Origin of the sequence: Burkholderia sp. Bp8991 (assembly GCF_003853795.1) — a bacterium.
Classification (GTDB): Bacteria; Pseudomonadota; Gammaproteobacteria; order Burkholderiales; family Burkholderiaceae; genus Burkholderia.
Window position 1 is genome coordinate 1 of sequence record NZ_QTQJ01000058.1, and the last position, 18,742, is coordinate 18,742.

An 18,742-nucleotide genomic window follows, 5' to 3' on the forward strand; every position below is an offset into this window, starting at 1 on the left:
CGCGCCCAGAAGCCTTCGTAATCCTGCTCGGCTTCGGCGACCAGCGCGCGGTAGGCCGGCATGCCGGAGATGTTGGCCGCCTTCTCGAGCGCCGCGGGCGGCGCAAACTGACGGGTTTCGTGAAGAACCGATTCAATCGCAGACATCGACAACCCCTTGGTGAACATGAATCCTCTGCATGGCGGCGCGATCATGCGCGCCGCGCTTCTTTGGCCGGCGCATGTGCGCCGCTGTCTCCCACCCACCCGCGCGCGGCCCGGAGGCTGCGCACGATGCTGCGCCGCACCACGTCATGCGACGATGGACGTACGGCCCGGCGATATCCACGATAAGCGCTCGAACTTACCCGTCACTTACGCGGCATGACCGTTTCGCACGCCAGCGCCGCCTTGCGGTCGGCTGCATGACAGCCGGCTTTACGCTGTTACAAACGCGACCCTACAATCCTAACTGAACTCGCCCCCCGGACTCCAGCTTGAATCGCTACGCCCTCTTCCTCATCCTGTCGATGCTGTTCGTCGGCAGCAACGTCGGTATCGGTAAATCCATCGTCGTCTTCGTCCCGGTCGCCATCCTCGCCACGCTGCGCTTCGTGATCGCGATCGCCGTGCTGTGGCCGCTGTTCAGCCCGGTGAAGATGCGCGCGGTCCGGCGTGCGGAATGGCTGAACCTGTTCCTGCAGGCATTCTTCGGCACCTTCATGTTTACGCTGCTGATGCTCAACGGCGTGCAGCGCACGAGCGCGGTCGCGGCCGGCGTGATCACGAGCACGATCCCCGCCATCGTCGCGCTGTTCGCGTGGCTGATCCTGCGGGAAAAACCGAACGGCCGTGCGCTCGTGTCGATCGCGCTCGCGATCGCCGGCGTCGTGACGATCAACCTCGCCAACGGCAGCGCAGGCAGCACGTCCGCGCACGGCGCCGGCACGTCGTCCGGCTCGCTGACCGGCAACCTGCTGATCCTCGGTGCCGTGTGCTGCGAATCGATCTACGTGATCCTGTCGCGCCGGCTCACGCAGACGCTCGCGCCGATCGACATCTGCGCGTACACGCACCTGTTCGGCCTGTGCCTGATGCTGCCGCTCGGCGCGACGGCGCTGTGGCATTTCGATTACGCGAGCGTGCCGGCCGGTACGTGGGCGCTCGTCGTCTGGTACGGGCTGTCGGCCAGCATCTTCTCGTTCTGGCTGTGGATGAAGGGCATCCGGCACGTGCCGGGCAGTCTCGCCGGCGTGTTCAGCGCGGTGCTGCCGGTCGCCGCCGCCGCGTACGGCATCGCTTTCCTCGGCGAACGCCCGACGCTCGCGCACGGCATCGCGCTCGCCTGCGTCGTGACCGGCATCGTGCTCGCGAGCCTGCGCGTGAAGCGCGTGCCGGCTGCCGCGTCCTGATCCGTCCCCGGCAGCGCCGGCGCGTCGCTGCAGTCGCGCCGGCCGACGCGTTACAATAGCGCGCCTTTTCAAGATTACCCCCGATACCTGCGCACAGCGCCCGTACCACCATCATGTCTGCCCCGCATTCGCCCGGCTCCACCCGTCGTCCCCTGCGCCCGCTGCCCGCGCTGATCTTCATGAGCCGCTGGCTCCAGGTTCCGCTTTATCTGGGCCTGATCGTCGCGCAGGCCGTCTATGTATTCCTGTTCCTGAAGGAAGTCTGGCACCTGCTGTCGCACGCGAGCTCCCTCGACGAGATCAGCGTGATGCTCGCGGTGCTCGGCCTGATCGACGTCGTGATGATTTCGAACCTGCTGATCATGGTGATCGTCGGCGGCTACGAGACGTTCGTGTCGCGCCTCGGCATCGAGGGCCATCCCGACGAGCCCGAGTGGCTCGACCACGTGAACGCGGGCGTGCTGAAGGTCAAGCTGTCGATGGCGCTGATCAGCATTTCGTCGATCCACCTGCTGAAGACCTTCATCAACCCGGATCAGCACACGACGCACGCGATCATGTGGCAGGTGCTCATCCACGTGTCGTTCCTCGTGTCGGCGCTCGTGATGGCGTGGGTCGACCGCCTGACGACCCACACGCACCCGGCCCATTTCCACGAGACGCATGCGCCGACGCCGGCCGTGTCCCGCAAATCGGTCGAACCTGCCGTCCACGCATAAACGTATTCCCCACAGTCCCCACAGAGTCTCAGCCATGACCGTCATCAAACAGGAAGACCTGATCCAGAGCATCGCGGATTCGCTGCAGTACATCAGCTACTACCACCCGCTCGACTACATCCAGGCCCTCGGCCGCGCGTACGAGCTGGAAGAGAGCCCGGCCGCGAAGGACGCGATCGCGCAGATCCTCACGAACAGCCGCATGTGCGCGGAGGGCAAGCGCCCGATCTGCCAGGACACCGGCATCGTCACGATCTTCGTGAAGGTCGGCATGGACGTGCGCTGGGACGGCGCGACGATGGGCCTCACCGACATGATCAACGAAGGCGTACGCCGCGGTTACACGCACCCGGACAACGTGCTGCGCGCGTCGATCGTCAATCCGCCGGAAGGCGCCCGCAAGAACACGAAGGACAACACGCCGGCCGTGATCCACTACGAGATCGTGCCGGGCGACAAGGTCGACGTGCAGGTCGCGGCGAAGGGCGGCGGCTCGGAGAACAAGTCGAAGTTCGTGATGCTGAACCCGTCCGATTCGATCGTCGACTGGGTGCTGAAGACGGTCCCGACGATGGGCGCGGGCTGGTGTCCGCCGGGCATGCTCGGGATCGGCATCGGCGGCACCGCCGAGAAGGCGATGCTGATGGCGAAGGAATCGCTGATGGAGCCGATCGACATCCAGGAAATCATCGCGCGCGGCCCGAAGGACTGGGTCGAGGAGCTGCGCGTCGAACTGCACGAGAAGGTCAACGCGCTCGGCATCGGCGCGCAGGGCCTCGGCGGCCTCGCGACCGTGCTCGACGTGAAGATCATGGCTGCTCCGACGCACGCGGCATCGAAGCCGGTCGCGCTGATCCCGAACTGCGCGGCCACGCGTCACGCGCACTTCGTGCTCGACGGCTCGGGCCCCGCGAAGCTCGAGGCGCCGTCGCTCGACGCCTGGCCGAAGGTCCAGTGGGAACCGAACACGGAAACCAGCAAGCGCGTCGACCTGAACACGCTGACGCCGGAAGAAGTCGCCAGCTGGACGCCGGGCCAGACGCTGCTGCTGTCGGGCAAGATGCTCACGGGCCGCGACGCCGCGCACAAGCGCATCGCCGACATGCTGGCGAAGGGCGAGAAGCTGCCGGTCGACTTCACGAACCGCGTGATCTACTACGTCGGTCCGGTCGATCCGGTGCGTGACGAAGTAGTCGGCCCGGCAGGTCCGACGACGGCCACGCGGATGGACAAGTTCACCGAGACGATGCTCGCCCAGACGGGCCTGATCTCGATGGTCGGCAAGGCCGAACGCGGCCCGGTCGCGATCGACGCGATCAAGAAGCACAAGGCGGCCTACCTGATGGCGGTCGGCGGTGCCGCTTACCTCGTGTCGAAGGCGATCCGCGGCGCGAAGGTGCTGGCGTTCGAAGACCTCGGCATGGAAGCGATCTACGAATTCGACGTGCAGGACATGCCGGTGACGGTGGCCGTCGACTCGTCGGGCACGTCGGTGCACCAGACCGGTCCGAAGGAGTGGCAGGCGAAGATCGGCAAGATCCCGGTCGCAACCGCTTAAGCGCACTCGCACGAAAGGCCGGACGACGATCCGGCCTTTTTACTTCTCATTCTCATGATTGTGCGCGGCCGGTGCTTCGACGCAGATTGTCATTCCCGGCAAAAGGCAGGCCCGACAAGGCTCCGAGGCTTGGCATTTCCCGTTCGAGCGATTATCGTTCGGTTTCTGAAGCCCCATTGAACAAGGAACAGCCATGCAAGGCGACAAGAAAGTCATCGAATACCTGAACGCCCAACTGAAGAACGAACTCACGGCGATCAACCAGTACTTCCTGCATGCGCGCATGTACAAGCACTGGGGCCTCGACAAGCTCGGCAAGCACGAATACGACGAATCGATCGGCGAAATGAAGCACGCCGACTGGCTGATCGAGCGCGTGTTCATGCTCGACGGCCTGCCGAACCTGCAGGATCTGCACAAGCTGCTGGTCGGCGAGGAAACCGAAGAGATCCTGAAGTGCGACCTGAAGCTCGAGCAGATCTCGCAGTCGACGTGCAAGGAAGCGATCGCTTACTGCGAATCGGTGCGTGACTACGTGTCGCGCGAGATCTTCGAAAAGATCCTCGACGACACCGAAGAGCACATCGACTGGCTGGAAACGCAGATCGACCTGATCGGCAAGGTCGGCCTGCAGAACTACCAGCAGACGATGATGGGTTCGCCCGAGTAATCGCCCCCCCCCCCTCGATCGCCACCTTGCCTTCAGCATGACGATGACGAACCACCCCGCCGCCCCCGTCGGCATCTTCGATTCCGGGCTCGGCGGCCTGTCGGTGCTGCGCGCCGTGCGCGCGCACCTGCCCGGCGAGTCGTTCGTCTACGTCGCCGATTCGCACCATGCACCGTACGGTCCGCGCGACGAGGCGTTCATTACGGAGCGTACGCTGGCCATCGGCGAGTGGCTCGCCCGCGAAGGGGCGAAAGCGCTCGTGATCGCGTGCAACACGGCAACGGCGCGGGCGATCGCGGCCATCCGCGAACGCCTGTCGATTCCGCTCGTCGGTGTCGAGCCGGGCATCAAACCGGCCGCCGCCGTGTCCGCGACCGGTATCGCGGGCGTGCTCGCCACGCAATCGACGCTGAACAGCCCGCGTTTCCAGGCGCTGCTCGACCGTTACGGCGCCGGCCGTCGCTTCATCTGCCAACCCGGCCACGGGCTCGTCGAAGCGATTGAACGCGGCGACACGAACTCGCCCGCGTTGCGTGCGTTGCTCGAGCGTTACCTGCAGCCGATGCTCGACGACGGCGCCGATACGCTGGTGCTCGGCTGCACGCACTATCCGTTCTTCACGGAAACGATTCGTGACCTTGTCGGCGACCGCCTGACGATCGTCGACACGAGCGACGCGATCGCCCGCCAGCTCACGCGCGTGCTCGACGAACGCGGCCTGCGCGCGCCGGCCGGCACGCGTGCCGCGCCGCCGCGCTTCTGCTCGACGAGCGACGGCCTGCAACTGCGCGCGCTCGCGTCGTCGCTGCTCGGCCTCGACGTTCCGGTCGAATCCGTCACCATTTCCTCGCCGAACGCGCGCGCCTGCGCGACCGTCTGAAGCGGGCCGGCACGCCGCCGGTTCACCCTCTCCCGCCGACCGCTGCGCCGCCCTCCATTTCAAGGGTCCGATGACCTTAAAAAAAGCCGAACCCAGGCTTGTCAACGCCTGCAAATTTAATGATAATAATTCGCATTAACGTTAGCTATCGCAACTCATCATGATCGTCTGCGTGTGCAAGTCTGTTTCCGATCGCAAGATTCGCGCGTCCCTCGCCGAGGGCGTGAGTTCCTTCGATGAACTCCAGTTCGAGCTCGGCGTGGCCACGTGCTGCGGCAAGTGCGAGGAGTCCGTACGCGACCTCATGGCCGAGCAAGGCGTCTGCGCGAGCCGGTGCGGCGTCGAGCACCACGCTCACCCGATCCCGGTCACGTTCTACGACCGCAAGGCCGCCTGAGCGGCGCCGAGCGTACGCACGCGGCTGCGGCCGCATTTGATGTCCGACCGTCAGCAAGCCATCTTCCGCGCGAGCCAGCGGCTTACCTGCCAAGGAGCCTGTCATGGAATTGCTGATCGGATTTGTGACCACCGTGTGCATCTCGCTGCTGATCTTCCGCAAGTAACACCGATTCACCCGCCGCGCCCCGGGTGCGACGTCGTCCTTTCAAGCTAACATGCAGGCTTCGCAATCCGCTCCTGCCGGCGTCCTGCCGGCTGCCCCACGTATGAATCCCCGGGTCATCACCGTCGCGGTCGGTGTGCTTGCCGCACACGCGATCATGCTGGCGGCCGCCTGGCTCCATCGCAACGCGCCGCCGCCGAAAGAGATCGAGGTCCAGTCGATCACCGCGCAACTCATCCCGCCTGCGCCTGCCGCTCAACCGGTCGCGGTCCAATCGGCCGCGCAGCCCGCACCGCCGAAGCCCGTGCCGCGCGAAAAGCCCAAGGTCGAGCCGAAGCCCGTGCAGAAGGCGGTCAAGCCGACGCCTCAGCCGGTCGCGCAATCCCCGTCGCCGACGCCCGCGCCGGCGGCTGCCGATCCGACACCCGCTCCCGCCGCGCCTGCTCCTGCCGCGCCGGCCGCCGCACCCGGCCCGGCTCGCGAGACGATGCAGGTCAGCGCGCCGAAGAATGTATCGGCACTCAGCTGCAATTTCGTGAAGCCCACCTATCCGTCGATGTCGCGCCGCCGCGGCGAAACGGGCACGGCTTATGTTCACTTCATCATCGGCGTGACGGGCAAGATCGAAAGCGTCCAGTTGCAAAAGAGCAGCGGCTACCCGCGTCTCGACGAAGCCGCGCTCGATGCGACGCGCGCCAGCACCTGTCCGCCGTACATCGAGAACGGGCAAGCGATTCGCGCCGCCCATACGCTGCCCTTCAACTTCACGCTCGACGATTAACCCGCCTCATTCGGAAGATTCAAAGGAAACAAAAATGCAAAGCTACGGTATCGCGCACGTCTGGGCGCAAGGTGATTTCGTCACGCGCGCCATTGCGATCACGCTGCTCGTGATGTCGGTCCTGTCGTGGATCGTGATCATCGTCAAGGGCTGGAACGTGGTTCGCCTGAACCGTCTCACGAAGAATGCCGAGCAGGCGTTCTGGCATTCCGACGATTTCGACGACGGCATCAAGAAGCTCGGCCTCGCCGCATCGACGCCGAGCGACAACCCGTTCCTCGCGCTCGCGCTGTCGGGCAAGGAAGCCGCCGATCACCACCATCAGACGCAACCGCACCTGCACGACCGCATGGACGTGTCGGACTGGGTCACGCGCTGCCTGAAGGACACGATGGACGAAGGCATCTCGCGCATGCAGGCCGGTCTCGCGATTCTCGCGTCGATCGGCAGCACGGCGCCGTTCGTCGGCCTGTTCGGCACGGTCTGGGGCATCTACCACGCGCTGCTGGCGATCGGCGCAACCGGCCAGACGTCGATCGACCAGGTCGCGGGTCCGGTCGGCGAATCGCTGATCATGACGGCCTTCGGCCTGTTCGTCGCGATTCCCGCGGTGCTCGGCTACAACGCACTGACCCGCGCGAACAAGGGTGTCGTCAGCAAGCTGCGCCGCTTCGCGCACGGTCTGCACGCGTACTTCGTGACGGGTGCGCGCCTCGCATCGTCGTCGCCCCGCGACGGCCTGCGCCTTGCTTCACGCGCCAGCTGAGACGGGGTGAACCATGGCAATGAACACCGGCTTCAGCGATGACGACGACGATGGCGTGATGAGCGAGATCAACATGACGCCGCTCGTCGACGTCATGCTCGTACTCCTGATCATTTTCCTCGTGACGATCCCGGCGATGCAGCATGCGGTGAAGATCGACCTGCCGCACGCGAGCAGCCAGCCCGTCGACGAAAAGCCGCAGACAGTCGACGTCGCGATCCAGGGCAACGGTACGATACTGTGGAACGAACAGACGGTCACGCGCGAGCAACTGCAGGCGCACATCGCGGAAGCGGCACAGCATCAGCCGCAACCGGAGTTGCACCTGCGTGCCGATCGCAAGGTTGCCTATGAACGTGTGGCCGAAGTGATGTCCGATGCGCAGGCCGGCGGCCTGACGAAGCTCGGCTTCGTGACGGAGCCGACTGCGAGGGCGAAGTAACGCACGCGCATTTCGCTACGCGACGGTCGGTCGCTTGGCCGGCCGCGCCTCGCCGGCCACACCTAGCCGGCCGCACCTAGCCGGCCGCACCTAGCCGGCCACACACAAAGTAAAAGGCCTTCATCGCCAGATGAAGGCCTTTTTTCATGCGCACGCGGGCGCCTTCGGGCGGCGGGCTCTTCGGCGGTATCGGTTGCGCCTCGAGCAACGCAAATGCGGCTACCGTGGTCTGCACGGACTGCGCGTTCTGCCCTATCTGGCTCGCAATATATGCGGCCACCTGATTCCGCTCAGAACTTCCTTCGCGAAATGGGATTTCAATATAGGCCTGCCCGCGGATGCATTCAAGGTCCCGGCGATTGAAACTTGCGATTGCAGGCGGCGCTTCAATGACAAAACAAATTTGCCACGACGCGCATCTTGCATTCAGGTGGCCGAAGCATCGGCCGCCGCCGCATCCTTCTTCGCGCGCTCGGGGCAGCCCGGCTGCTTGTATTCGCCGTGGTCGAGCTTCTCGACCAGATAGTCGACGAACGCGCGCACCGCGGGCGGCATCCCCTGCCGCGACACGAACACCGCGTAGAGCTGCGGCACCGGCAGCGTCCAGCCCGGCATCACCGGCGACAACTGCCCCGCGCGCAATGCATTGCCGTACATCATCTCGGGCAGCGCCGCGATGCCGAGGCCGTCGAGCACGGCCTCGCGGATCGTCATCAGGTCGGCCGTCACGAGCCGCGGATCGTGCTCGTGCAAATGACGCGTGCCATCCGGTGCGATCAGGCTGAACACGTGCCGCCCGTCGACGCTCGGCGTATCGAGCGTCTCGAAATGGGCCAGATCGTCCGGCACGAGCGGCGGCGCATTCTGGTTCAGCAGGCTCGGCGCGCCGACCAGCATCTGCTCGGTCCGCCACAGCGGCCGCACGACGATGTTCGCGTTCTGCGGCGGCTCCGAGCGCACGCGCAACGCGACGTCGATCGAATCCTCGAACAGGTCGATCACGCGATTGGTCACACGGATGTGCACCTTGACCTCGGGATAGCGGTGCAGGAATTCGGGAAGGATGCGCGACAGCATCGTCTGCGACAGGGTAACGGGGACGCTCACGCGCACCGAGCCGCGCGGCGACGCACGCAGCTGCTGCACGGCGTTCATCGCGGCCTGCGCCTCGGCGAGCATCGCCTGGCAATGCTGGTAGAACAGTTCTCCCGCCTCGGTCAGCGCGAGCTTGCGCGTCGAGCGCTGCAGCAGGCGCACGCCGAGCGCCGCCTCGAGTTCGGTCAGGCGCCGCGACAGGCGCGATTTCGAGATGCCCAGTACGCGTTCCGCCGCCGAGAAACCGCCGTGTTCGACGACCTGCGAAAAGTACATGAGGTCGTTCAGGTTGTGTGCATCGATGTTCATGTCATCGTTCCAATTTCAGAACAATCCATTGCGAACCGCCGCAAATCGGCCGGTAAAACGCCCAATATAATAGCGCTATGTTTCAAAAATGACGCTATTCCGATGTTATCGAGGGCTTCTGCATGACGACCGCTCGCTCGCTTGACCGCACGTACCCCGCGCTTCGCACGACCGAAGGCGGCGGCTTCGTGGTTCACCGTCCGTTCCCGACCCGGCTGCTGATGGATTTCGATCCGTTCCTGCTGCTCGATGAAATGGGCCCCGTCGACTATGCCCCTGGCGAAGCCAAGGGCGCGCCCGACCATCCGCATCGCGGCTTCGAGACCGTCACCTACGTGCTCGACGGGCGTTTTCGTCATCGCGATTCGGCCGGCCATGCCGGCACGCTCGGGCCCGGCGACGTGCAGTGGATGACGGCCGGCGCGGGTGTCGTGCACAGCGAAATGCCGGATCCCGAGTTCGCTCGGGCCGGCGGACGTTCGCACGGCTTCCAGCTGTGGGTCAATCTGCCGCGCCGCGACAAGCTGATCGCACCGCGCTACCAGGAGATCCCGGCCGGCCGCATCCCGAGCGCGACGTCGCCGGACGGCCGCGCGCAGGTACGCGTGATCGCCGGCGAAGCGTTCGGCGTGCGTGCGGCAATCGAGACGCGCACGCCGATCCTCTACCAGCATTTCACGCTGCAACCGGGCGCAACGGTCACGCAGCCGGTGCCGGCAGGGTATCGCGTGTTCGCCTACCCGCTCGACGGAGCCGGCCGCTACGGGCCCGACAGGCAGCCGGTCGACGCACGGCACATGGTCGTCTACGGTGACGATGGCGATGCGGTGACGTTCGAGGCCGGCGATACGCCGCTCGACCTGCTGCTGATCGGCGGCGTGCCGCTCAACGAGCCGATCGTCCGCTATGGCCCGTTCGTGATGAATACCGAGGAAGAGATCCGGCAGGCCGTCGTCGACTACCAGACCGGCCGCATGGGTCGCATCGAAGCGTGACGTCCGATCGGGGGGGCGCAGGTGCCGCGAAACCGCTCGTTTTGCGTCACAATGACTTCTTGAACCATGTGGCTGCCCGCCACCAGAAGGAACCCGCCCCCGTGAATTTCGAACATCTGATCCAGATCAACTCCGACGATCCGGCCGTGCCTTCCCTGACCCGCGACCAGCTCTGGGAAGGCCTCGTACTGCGCGCCGAACAGCCGCAGCTGTTCGTGATCGGCCTCGACAGCTGTGTCGTCCACGAACGGACGGACACGACGCTCGAACGCGAACTGCACTACGGGCATGCGACCGTGCGCGACCGCGTGACGTTCACCCCGAACCAGCAAGTGCGCTACGACATCCATGCGGCCGGCGGCGAAATCGGCGGCTCGCTGACGATGACGATCGAGGAGCGCGACGACCACGAGCTGTTCCTGCGCTTCGAATACCGCACGACGCTGACCGTCACGGACGACAGCGAGGAAGCGCGCCAGACGCACGGCATCGTCAAGGAAGCGTATCGCACGTCGGACATCGACACGGTGCGCCTGATTCGCGAATACGCCCAGGGGCGCAAGGACCCCGACCCGCTCCACTGACGTCGGCGGCGGCCTGCGGGCCGCCCATTCGACTCAGGCTATCGAATTCGCCATATCGATCGATAAAGAGTTTTTGTAAATGGGAATAGTTATCATTTAGAATTCATTCCACCGTATCGACAGTCACCGATCAACCGAATGACCGACACCACGCGCCCGACCACGCTGAGCTTGCGCCGCCCGACCGGCACCGCAAGCGCCAACCGTCAGAAGACGGCGGCGGTCACGACGCCGGCGAAACCCGCCGCTAGTAGCCACGATGCCGGCACCCGGACCCTCAGCAGCGATGCGCTGCTGCAAGGCCACAGCCACATCAGCATCGCGCATAACGGAGAGACGTATCAGTTGCGTGCCACGCGGCTCGGCAAACTGATCCTGACGAAGTAACGACAGAGTATTGTGGGGACCACCTCCCTGAGAGGTGTTGGGCAGTAGCCAGCGTAACGGCTTGCACGCGAGATCTAGACCCCTTCGTGCAAACACACTCAAGCAGCCGTTGCAGCAAGCCAAGCCACTTTTTTGGTTCTCGCACAAGGAAGAAAAAAGCGACACGTCGAAGGACGTGTCGCTTTTTCGTTTGGGCGTCCGGATGCAAGGGAAAAAGCATCGCGGTTGACTGCGCTGCGGCTTCGACGCGTTCCGGAGCCACGCAGCGGGACCACCCTCTGGTTCCGCCGGAACCCGGCCGCAAGGCCTTCAATCCCGCATCAGAAACCCCAGAACATCAGCCACCATGCGCTGTCGACCACGGCCAGGCCTGCGGCGAACCACGCGAATGCAGCCAGCCGGCGCGGCCATGCCGCATAGCGCCCCGTCACTTTCCATGCGAGCCAGGCGCTCCACGCATTCGCGCCGACCAGAATCGCGATGCGCACGTCGGCTGCCCAGCCGAGCGGCACGTGCTCGGCCCGCAGCAGCGACAGCGTCGTCGCAGACAGCCCGAGGAACACGCCGGCTCCTGCGATCGGGATCAGCGCCTGCGCGAGGTGATGGAGACGCGTGCGATCGAAGCGTCCGAGCATCAGCGTCGCGCCAGCCAGCAGCACGAGCAGCGCGGTGCCGTACACGAGCCCCGTGCCGACGATGTAACTGACGATCAGCCCGCCGTCGAGCCACGAAAACACGTCGTTGCGATCCGGATAGTGCGTGAGCAGGAACCACGGTGCATTGGTCTCGAGCGGCCACGTGATGTCGTGATCGATCAGCCAGCCCGCGAGCCATTGCTTGATCTGCACGAACCACGGGCTCACGGTCCAGTGGAACGCACCGATCGCGACGCCGAGCAGGCCGTACAGGATCAGCGCCGTGTCCCACGGGCTCGCCTGCTGCGCGCCGAGGTTCACGACCTCGTCGGACGGCGAGCGCCACGACAGCTCAATTGCGTCACGGTGCCCGCTGCAGCGGCCGCACATGTGGCAGGCGGCGGCGCCCTTCATGTTGCGCAACGGCACGAGCGGCGCGCAATTGATCGGAATCACGCGATGCCCATGCTCGCCGTTCTTGTACGAGCGGCGCCACGCATCCTCGTCGACCTTGTAGCGCATCGGCGCGAGCCGCGCGAGCAGCCCGAACACGCCATTGACCGGGCACAGATACTTGCACCACACGCGCTTCTCGCGGCCGTACAGCACGCCGATCACGATCGCGCCGACGGTCGAGCCGCCGAGCACGAACAGCACCGCGAGCGGGTACTGGTACACGCTCACCATCTGCCCGTAGATCGTCGTGAGCCCGAACGCGACGAACGGCCAGCCGCCCCACCGCATCCAACGCGGAATCGCGCCGCCGCGGCCGAACCTGCTTGCATATTCGGTCAGTGCGCCTTCCGGGCACAGCACGCCGCACCAGACGCGGCCGAGCATCACCATCGACAGCAGCACGAACGGCCACCAGATGCCCCAGAACACGAACTGCGCGATCAGCGTGAGATTGTTCCAGAGGTGCGCGGAATCGTCCGGCAGCGGCAACACCGCCGGCACGATGATCAGGAATGCGTAGACGCCAACGACGACCCACTGGATGCCGCGGATCACCGCGCCGTGGCGCTGCATCCACTGGCCGGCCTGCGCGAGCCAGCCCGGCTTGGCTGCGGCGACGACACTCATGCCGCGCGGCCTGCGGGAACGGCCGGACGACGGCTCGCGCGCTTCATCAGCAGCCAGACCACCGCCCAGTACACCGCATAGGCGATCAGGTTGGTCAGAGCCGGATGCGCGCGATAGCCGGTCAGCGTCGCGACGAGCGAACCGAACGTGCCGGAATCATCGAGGATCCCCGACGTGTCCCACACCTGCGAAATGCCGAGCGGCAGGATTTCCTTGTCGATCAGCTTGTCGACGCCGGTCTGGAACAGGCCCGCGCCGAGGAACAGCAGCATCACTTCGGTGACACGGAAGAAATGCCGCCACGAGAAGTACTTGCCGCCGAGCTGCAGCAGATAGAACGTGAGGAGCGCGAGGCCGAGGCCGATCACGACCGCGAGCATCTGGCCGCCGTCCACGTGCCCCGACTGGCCGAAACCGAGGCCGTACAGGAAGATCACCGTCTCGCTGCCTTCGCGTGCGATCGCGAGTGCGACCAGCACGGCGACGCCCCACCAGTTCGAATCGCGCGTGCTCTGCTGCAGCGACTGCTCCATGTCGCGCTTCAGCGTGCGGCCGTGCCGGCGCATCCACAGCACCATCTGCACGATCAGCACGCACGCGATCAGCACCATCGCGGTCTGGAAATAGTCCTGCGCGTCGCCGGACAGCACTTCGGTGAAGCCGACGAGCGCGGCGCCGAGACCGACGGCCATCAGCAGGCCGACTGCCACGCCCGTCCAGAGAAAGGGCAGGCCGCGGCGCGCGTCGTCGTCGCCGTTCTTCAGCCATGCATAGAGGATGCCGACGACGAGCAGCGCTTCGACGCTCTCCCGCCAGACGATGAACAAGATCTGACCCATTGAATCCTCCTGACGTGCGGGGCAAGGCACGCGTACGCCCGCACGCAGATAAAACGTATTACTTCGCGACGATCACGCCCTGTGCCTGCTGGTGGAAATCGTCGAAAAACTTGTATTCGCCCGGCGACAGCGGGGCGACGACCACGAACGAATCGGCGCCCGGCGCAAGCACCTTTTCCTTGCGCAGCTGCACGCTCTCGAATTCGGCGGCGCCCTTGCCGGTATTCCGGATCTCGATCTTGAAGCGCTGCCCGGCCGGCACTTCGATACGGGCGGGATTCAGCTTGCCGTCCGTCATCTCGAGCTTGAACGTCGGCAGATCGGCGGCATGCGCCGCGCCGACGAGCCACAGCGCGGCGGCTGCGGCGACGATTTTCTGGGGAAATTTCATTCTGGGTTCTCTACGCCGACGGCGCGCCGAAGCGCGCCGTCCGTGATGCCACCGATCAGTACCCGCCCTTCTTGCCGATACCGGCGAACGGGAAGTCGTATTCGAGGGTGATGGGCTTGAACCACGCGCCCACGCCCGTTTCCTTGTCGACGTGACGGCCGAACGCCATGTGGCCCGACTGCATCGGCGGCTTGACCGTCATCGTCAGGTGGTACTTGCCCGGGCCGGCCAGCTTCACGTTGTCGCCGTAGTGCGGGCCGTCGCTCGCGACCATGCCCATCAGGTCGCCTTCGGCCTTCCACTTCGTGTCGCCCTGCTTCGTCAGCTTGTACGTGACCTGCAGGTACGGCATCCAGTCGCCTTCCGCGAAACCCGTCGGGTTGTTCTTGACCGCGTGGATGTCGGCCTCGAGGTGGATGTCCGAATCCGACGCCTTGCGCATCATCCCTTCCGGATCCATCGAGATCGGCTGCAGGTACACCGCGCCGATTTCCATGCCGCCCTGGATCTGCTGCTTGCCGATCGGATATTCGGCTGCCGTTGCCGACATCGCGGCAAGCGCCGCCGCTACCGCAACCGACGTGCGGATGAACGAAGAACCCAACATGGACACTCCTTGTTATTTGTCTGGTGACTTGCGCGCCGCCGGTCAGGTCCGCGCGCTGGAAACACTAACGCAACGAATAACGTTAATGCGAACTATTCTCAATACTTGCGAAGTTTAGCACCGAACCGGCTCCGGAACAAACGAGACACCGCGTAAACCCCTGATCCGACAAGGCTTACAACGGTGTTACCAGAAGGTTTCAGTGACGTTTGGAAAGATTTACCGGCCGCCGTTGACGTGGTCGCCCACGTTCGCGCCGAACACGCGTTCACGCAGCAACGCAAGCTGGTCGCGCGTCGCCGCAGCCTTTTCGAACTCGAGGTTCTTCGCGTAGTCGGCCATCTGCTTTTCGAGACGCTTGATCTCTTTCGAGATCTGCTTTTCCGACATGTCCTCGAACTTCGCGCGTTGCTGCGCTTCCTTCAGCTCGGCGCGCGCTTCGTCGGCGTTGTAGACGCCGTCGATGATGTCCTTGATGCGCTTCACCACGCCGCGCGGCGTGATGCCCATCTTCTCGTTGTGCGCGATCTGCTTCGCGCGGCGCCGCTCGGTCTCGCCGATCGCGCGTTTCATCGACTCGGTCATGTTATCGGCATAGAGGATCGCCTTGCCGTTCACGTTGCGCGCCGCGCGGCCGATCGTCTGGATCAGCGAGCGTTCGGCGCGCAGGAAGCCTTCCTTGTCCGCATCGAGAATCGCGACCAGCGACACTTCCGGGATGTCGAGGCCCTCGCGCAGCAGGTTGATCCCGACCAGCACGTCGAACGTGCCGAGCCGCAGGTCGCGGATGATCTCGACCCGCTCCACCGTGTCGATGTCGCTGTGCAGGTAGCGCACCTTGACGCCGTGGTCGGCCAGGAACTCGGTGAGCTGTTCGGCCATCCGCTTCGTGAGCACGGTGATCAGCACGCGCTCGCCGGCGTTCACGCGCGCGTTGATCTCGGTCAGCACGTCGTCGACCTGCGAGCTTGCCGGGCGCACTTCGATTTCCGGATCGACGAGCCCGGTCGGCCGCACCACCTGCTCGGCCACCTGCCCCGTCACGCGCTGCTCGTAGTCGGCCGGCGTCGCCGACACGAACACCACCTGGCGCATCTTGCGCTCGAACTCGGGGAACTTCAGCGGCCGGTTGTCCAGCGCCGACGGCAACCGGAAACCGTAGTTCACGAGGTTTTCCTTGCGCGCGCGGTCGCCGTTGTACATGCCGTTCAGCTGGCCGATCAGCACGTGCGATTCGTCGAGCAGCATCAGTGCATCGGGCGGCAGGTAGTCGACGAGCGTCGGCGGCGGCTCGCCGGGCGCGGCGCCCGAGAAGTGCCGCGAGTAGTTCTCGATGCCCTTGCAGAAGCCGAGTTCCTGCAGCATCTCGAGGTCGAAACGCGTGCGCTGCTCGAGGCGCTGCGCCTCGACGAGCTTGCCGTCGCGGTGGAAGAACTCGAGGCGCTCGCGCAATTCGTCCTTGATCGTCTCGACCGCCCGCATCACGGTGTCGCGCGGCGTCACGTAGTGCGACGACGGATACACGGTGAAGCGCGGGATCTTCTGCCGCACGCGCCCGGTCAGCGGGTCGAACAGCTGCAGCGTCTCGACCTCGTCGTCGAACAGCTCGACGCGCACGGCCAGCTCCGCATGCTCGGCCGGGAAGATGTCGATCGTGTCGCCGCGCACGCGGAACGTGCCGCGCTGGAAGTCCTGTTCGTTGCGCGAATACTGCATCGCGATCAGCCGCGCGATCACGTCGCGCTGGCCGAGCTTGTCGCCGGTGCGCAGCGTCAGGATCATCTGGTGGTATTCGGACGGGTTGCCGATACCGTAGATCGCCGACACCGTCGCGACGATCACCACGTCGCGGCGCTCCATCAGGCTTTTCGTCGCCGACAGCCGCATCTGCTCGATGTGCTCGTTGATCGACGAATCCTTCTCGATGAACAGGTCGCGCTGCGGCACGTACGCTTCCGGCTGGTAATAGTCGTAGTACGACACGAAGTACTCGACCGCGTTGCGCGGGAAGAACTCGCGGAACTCCGCGTAGAGCTGCGCCGCAAGCGTCTTGTTCGGCGCGAACACGATGGCCGGGCGGCCGAGCCGCGCGATCGTGTTGGCCATCGTGAAGGTCTTGCCCGAACCCGTCACGCCGAGCAGCGTCTGGAATGCGAGGCCGTCGCCGACACCTTCGACGAGCGTTTCGATCGCGGTCGGCTGGTCGCCTGCGGGCGGGTATGGCTGGTACAACTGGAACGGCGACCCTTCGAAGGTCACGAATTTCGATTCGTCGAGCGCGTCGCCGACTTCGGCGTGATGTTCGGACATGGAGTGCGGCCGGAGCGAGGGCAAAAAAACTATTCTAGCGCTTCGCGGCGTTGCGGACCGCTGACGGCTCCTGACGCGCGGCAGCGGTCCGAAATCGCAATTCGGCGCGCAATCGCCGCCTCCGGCAGCGTGAATTCGCTACAATGTCAGGCTGCTGCGCTTTCCGGCGCCATGCCCGTTGGCGCGCGGTCCGCTGCGCCCGCCCCGCCGGCTGAAAGCCTGACCCTCTTTTCACTACTGCCGAATCATCATGTCGCTCTTCTCCGCTGTCCAGCTTGCTCCCCGCGACCCGATCCTGGGCCTGAACGAAGCCTTCAACGCCGATACGCGTCCGACCAAGGTCAACCTCGGCGTCGGTGTGTACACGAACGAAGAAGGCAAGATTCCGCTGCTGCGCGCCGTTCGCGAAGCGGAAAAGGCGCGTGTCGACGCCGGCCTGCCGCGCGGCTACCTGCCGATCGACGGGATCGCCGCGTACGACGCAGCGGTGCAGAAGCTGCTGCTCGGCAACGATTCGCCGCTGATCGCCGCAGGCCGTGTGGTCACGGCGCAGGCACTGGGCGGCACGGGCGCACTGAAGATCGGCGCCGATTTCCTGCGTACCGTGAACCCGAACGTGAAGGTGGCGATCAGCGACCCGAGCTGGGAAAACCACCGCGCGCTGTTCGAAGCGGCCGGCTTCGAAGTCGTCGCGTACCCGTACTACGACGCCGCAACCAACGGCGTGAACTTCGAAGGCATGCTGTCGGCGCTGAACAGCTATGCAGCCGGCACGATCGTCGTGCTGCACGCGTGCTGCCACAACCCGACCGGCGTGGATCTGACCGAAGCGCAATGGCAGCAGGTGGTCGACGTCGTCAAGGCACGCAACCTTGTGCCGTTCCTCGACATGGCTTACCAGGGCTTCGGCGAGAACATCGAGGCCGATGCCGCCGCGGTGCGTCTGTTTGCCGCGGCCGACCTGAACGCGTTCGTGTCGTCGTCGTTCTCGAAGTCGTTCTCGCTGTACGGCGAGCGCGTCGGCGCGCTGTCGATCATCACGTCGAGCAAGGAAGAAGCGACGCGCGTGCTGTCGCAACTGAAGCGCGTGATCCGCACGAACTACTCGAACCCGCCGACCCATGGCGGCGCCGTCGTCGCGGCCGTGCTCGCGTCGCCGGAACTGCATGCTGCGTGGGTGCAGGAACTCGGCGAAATGCGCGACCGCATCCGCGCGATGCGCAACGGTCTCGTCGAGCGCCTGAAGGCGAGCGGCGTCGATCGCGACTTCAGCTTCATCAACGCGCAGCGCGGGATGTTCTCGTATTCGGGCCTGACCTCGGCGCAAGTCGATCGCCTGCGCGAAGAGTTCGGCATCTACGCAGTCGGCACCGGCCGGATCTGCGTTGCTGCACTGAACACGCGCAATCTCGACGCGGTCGCCACCGCAGTCGCTGCGGTCCTGAAGTAAGCCGGTGCCAGCGGGTGGCAACCCGCTCTGCCGAAACAAAAAACGCGCTCCCCGGAGCGCGTTTTTTCATGCCGTTCTACTGTCAGCGAATGCTCGCTGCAGCACAAGCGGCGCGCAGCGCGGCCGCCCGTGCCGGAGCCCGTTACTGCATGAACCAGCCGTGGCTGACGACGAACGACTGGCCCGTGAGCGCGGCGCTCGGGAACGCCGAAAGGAACAGCACCGTCTGCGCGACGTCCTGCACCGTCGTGAACACGCCGTCGACCGTGTTGCCGAGCATCACCTTCTT

Annotated in this window: 19 protein-coding genes and 1 pseudogene; 13 read left to right on the forward strand and 7 right to left on the reverse strand. The window is 65.1% G+C overall.

Annotation, left to right across the window (positions count from 1 at the left end; translation table 11 throughout):
• Nucleotides 1-475: 475 nt before the first annotated feature.
• The 9 genes from DIE02_RS34675 (at nt 476) to DIE02_RS34715 (ending at nt 7,768) form a co-directional block, all read left to right on the forward strand.
• Nucleotides 476-1,390, forward strand: coding sequence for a DMT family transporter (locus DIE02_RS34675; RefSeq protein ID WP_044849004.1), 915 nt, complete (start codon nt 476-478; stop codon nt 1,388-1,390).
• A 113-nt stretch (nt 1,391-1,503) separates the two neighbouring features.
• Nucleotides 1,504-2,109, forward strand: coding sequence for a TIGR00645 family protein (locus DIE02_RS34680; RefSeq protein WP_124489791.1), 606 nt, complete (start codon nt 1,504-1,506; stop codon nt 2,107-2,109).
• A 34-nt stretch (nt 2,110-2,143) separates the two neighbouring features.
• Nucleotides 2,144-3,667 (forward strand): fumarate hydratase, encoded by a 1,524-nt coding sequence (locus DIE02_RS34685; RefSeq protein ID WP_006478316.1) that lies wholly within the window; start codon nt 2,144-2,146, stop codon nt 3,665-3,667.
• Nucleotides 3,668-3,860: 193 nt separating this feature from the next.
• On the forward strand, nt 3,861-4,337 hold the full coding sequence (gene bfr, locus DIE02_RS34690; protein WP_006482753.1) for a bacterioferritin: 477 nt from the start codon (nt 3,861-3,863) through the stop codon (nt 4,335-4,337).
• Nucleotides 4,338-4,374: 37 nt separating this feature from the next.
• Nucleotides 4,375-5,217 (forward strand): glutamate racemase, encoded by an 843-nt coding sequence (gene murI / locus DIE02_RS34695; protein WP_124489790.1) that lies wholly within the window; start codon nt 4,375-4,377, stop codon nt 5,215-5,217.
• A 160-nt stretch (nt 5,218-5,377) separates the two neighbouring features.
• A complete protein-coding gene (locus DIE02_RS34700) occupies nt 5,378-5,614 on the forward strand; it encodes a bacterioferritin-associated ferredoxin (protein ID WP_011885486.1) in 237 nt (78 codons plus the stop codon).
• A gap of 217 nt (nt 5,615-5,831) precedes the next feature.
• Nucleotides 5,832-6,560 (forward strand): energy transducer TonB, encoded by a 729-nt coding sequence (locus tag DIE02_RS34705; RefSeq protein ID WP_044849000.1) that lies wholly within the window; start codon nt 5,832-5,834, stop codon nt 6,558-6,560.
• A 34-nt stretch (nt 6,561-6,594) separates the two neighbouring features.
• Nucleotides 6,595-7,326: a MotA/TolQ/ExbB proton channel family protein gene (locus tag DIE02_RS34710; protein WP_044848999.1), complete on the forward strand. Its 732-nt coding sequence runs from the start codon at nt 6,595-6,597 to the stop codon at nt 7,324-7,326.
• Nucleotides 7,327-7,339: 13 nt separating this feature from the next.
• Nucleotides 7,340-7,768 carry a biopolymer transporter ExbD gene (locus DIE02_RS34715; RefSeq protein WP_124489789.1) on the forward strand — a complete coding sequence of 143 codons (429 nt, stop codon included), beginning with the start codon at nt 7,340-7,342 and terminating at the stop codon, nt 7,766-7,768.
• A 426-nt stretch (nt 7,769-8,194) separates the two neighbouring features.
• Here the strand turns inward: DIE02_RS34715 and DIE02_RS34725 are convergent, their stop codons facing one another.
• Nucleotides 8,195-9,172 (reverse strand): LysR family transcriptional regulator, encoded by a 978-nt coding sequence (locus tag DIE02_RS34725; protein ID WP_124489788.1) that lies wholly within the window; start codon nt 9,170-9,172, stop codon nt 8,195-8,197.
• Nucleotides 9,173-9,294: 122 nt separating this feature from the next.
• Between DIE02_RS34725 and DIE02_RS34730 the strand changes: the two genes are divergently transcribed.
• The 3 genes from DIE02_RS34730 to hemP all read left to right on the forward strand — a co-directional run bounded on the left by DIE02_RS34730 (nt 9,295) and on the right by hemP (nt 11,138).
• Nucleotides 9,295-10,167 carry a pirin family protein gene (locus DIE02_RS34730; protein ID WP_124489787.1) on the forward strand — a complete coding sequence of 291 codons (873 nt, stop codon included), beginning with the start codon at nt 9,295-9,297 and terminating at the stop codon, nt 10,165-10,167.
• Between the two features lie 101 nt (nt 10,168-10,268).
• Complete coding sequence (locus tag DIE02_RS34735; protein ID WP_044849005.1) at nt 10,269-10,751, forward strand: SRPBCC family protein; 483 nt, start codon at nt 10,269-10,271, stop codon at nt 10,749-10,751.
• A 138-nt stretch (nt 10,752-10,889) separates the two neighbouring features.
• Nucleotides 10,890-11,138, forward strand: coding sequence for a hemin uptake protein HemP (hemP, locus tag DIE02_RS34740; protein WP_124489786.1), 249 nt, complete (start codon nt 10,890-10,892; stop codon nt 11,136-11,138).
• Nucleotides 11,139-11,458: 320 nt separating this feature from the next.
• Here the strand turns inward: hemP and DIE02_RS34750 are convergent, their stop codons facing one another.
• The 5 genes from DIE02_RS34750 to uvrB form a co-directional block, all read right to left on the reverse strand.
• Nucleotides 11,459-12,856, reverse strand: coding sequence for a 4Fe-4S binding protein (locus DIE02_RS34750; protein ID WP_124489784.1), 1,398 nt, complete (start codon nt 12,854-12,856; stop codon nt 11,459-11,461).
• Nucleotides 12,853-13,695 carry an FTR1 family protein gene (locus DIE02_RS34755; protein WP_124489783.1) on the reverse strand — a complete coding sequence of 281 codons (843 nt, stop codon included), beginning with the start codon at nt 13,693-13,695 and terminating at the stop codon, nt 12,853-12,855. Before DIE02_RS34755 ends, DIE02_RS34750 begins: the two co-directional genes overlap by 4 nt.
• 58 nt (nt 13,696-13,753) lie before the next feature.
• Nucleotides 13,754-14,086, reverse strand: coding sequence for a cupredoxin domain-containing protein (locus DIE02_RS34760; RefSeq protein ID WP_124489782.1), 333 nt, complete (start codon nt 14,084-14,086; stop codon nt 13,754-13,756).
• 55 nt (nt 14,087-14,141) lie between these two features.
• Complete coding sequence (locus DIE02_RS34765) at nt 14,142-14,693, reverse strand: iron transporter (protein ID WP_124489781.1); 552 nt, start codon at nt 14,691-14,693, stop codon at nt 14,142-14,144.
• 219 nt (nt 14,694-14,912) lie between these two features.
• Nucleotides 14,913-17,003, reverse strand: a complete 2,091-nt coding sequence (gene uvrB / locus DIE02_RS34770) for an excinuclease ABC subunit UvrB (RefSeq protein WP_044848990.1) — start codon at nt 17,001-17,003, stop codon at nt 14,913-14,915.
• A 250-nt stretch (nt 17,004-17,253) separates the two neighbouring features.
• Between uvrB and DIE02_RS34780 the strand changes: the two genes are divergently transcribed.
• Complete coding sequence (locus DIE02_RS34780; protein ID WP_124489780.1) at nt 17,254-18,453, forward strand: amino acid aminotransferase; 1,200 nt, start codon at nt 17,254-17,256, stop codon at nt 18,451-18,453.
• A gap of 142 nt (nt 18,454-18,595) precedes the next feature.
• On the opposite strand, the pseudogene DIE02_RS34785 reads toward DIE02_RS34780, so the two are convergent.
• Nucleotides 18,596-18,742 (reverse strand): annotated as a pseudogene (locus DIE02_RS34785) (3-hydroxybutyrate dehydrogenase); the annotation flags it as partial.